This window comes from Streptomyces bicolor (assembly GCF_000719285.1).
Classification (GTDB): Bacteria; Actinomycetota; Actinomycetes; order Streptomycetales; family Streptomycetaceae; genus Streptomyces; species Streptomyces bicolor.
Map to the genome: position 1 here is coordinate 1 of NZ_JOFS01000098.1, position 1,097 is coordinate 1,097.

General features: G+C 66.6%; 1 protein-coding gene. It reads right to left on the reverse strand.

All coding sequences use genetic code 11. The features are described 5' to 3' along the window. Positions 1 to 54 precede the first annotated feature (54 nt). A complete protein-coding gene (locus IF78_RS0142775; protein ID WP_031488179.1) occupies positions 55 to 894 on the reverse strand; it encodes an IS5 family transposase in 840 nt (279 codons plus the stop codon). Positions 895 to 1,097: the final 203 nt, after the last annotated feature.

Below are 1,097 nucleotides of genomic sequence, written 5' to 3' on the forward strand. Positions count from 1 at the left end.
AGAGGGCGTTTCGTTCCGTTGTTTAGTCCCTGGATGCCCTAATTCGTTGAGGTTCTAGGTGCCGCGCCAGCTCGGGGTGGATTCGGCTGTGAGGCGGCGGGTCATGAGGTTGATCATCGCGAGGTGAATCATGGCTTCGGAGCGGTGGGGGTGGGCTTCGTAGTCGCGGGCCAGGCGGCGGTGGTTCATCAGCCAGCCCAGCGTTCTCTCGACGGTCCACCGCCTCGGCAGGACGGTAAATCCCCTGGTGGCGGGGTCGCGGCGGACGATGTGCATGTCGATGCCCAGGGTCGCGGCGTGCTCGACGAGGTGCTGGCGGTAGCCGCCGTCGACCCAGGTCTTGCGGACCGTGGGATGCTCGGCGGCCACCTTCTCGATGAGGGCCTGGCCGACGACGGAATCCTGCACGCTCGCGGCCGTGACCAGCACTGCCAGCAACAGGCCGACGGTGTCGATGACGATGCTTCGCTTGCGGCCCACGATCTTCTTGCCCGCGTCCACGCCCTGGCCGGCCGCGGGAACGTTGGTGGACGTTTTGATGCTCTGTGAGTCGATCACGCATGCGCTGGGCTCGGCCTCCCGGCCTTCCTGCCTGCGGACTTGCCGGCGGAGGAGACTGTTGAGCTGGTCGAAGACGCCCTCCTCCTGCCAGCGGGCGAAGTAGGCGTAGACGGTGTTCCAGTGCGGGTAGTCGTGCGGGAGGTAGCGCCAGGGGATCCCGGTGCGGTTCACGTAGAGGATCGCGTCCAGGAGACTGCGCAGGTCGTGGTCCGGGGGCCGGCCGATGTCCAGTCCTCGGCCGCGGCGTTCGGCCCGCCAGGCGGTCAGGATCGGCTCGACCAACTCCCAGCGGGCGTCAGACAGATCGCTGGGATAACGACGGCGTTCGGCCATGGTTTTGAAGTACCGGGCAGCCGCCGGTCCGGCCCAGGCGCATGCATCGGGCGCGTGAGGCGAACGGCGCACGAAGGCGCGTCTTGGGATTAAACAGGAGGAGTGCAGACGAGACGCCCGCCTCATCGCCTCTTCTGCATCGTCAGCCCCTCAAGCATCACCAGCACTCCCGAAGCCGATCCGCATACCAGGCGAAATGCATG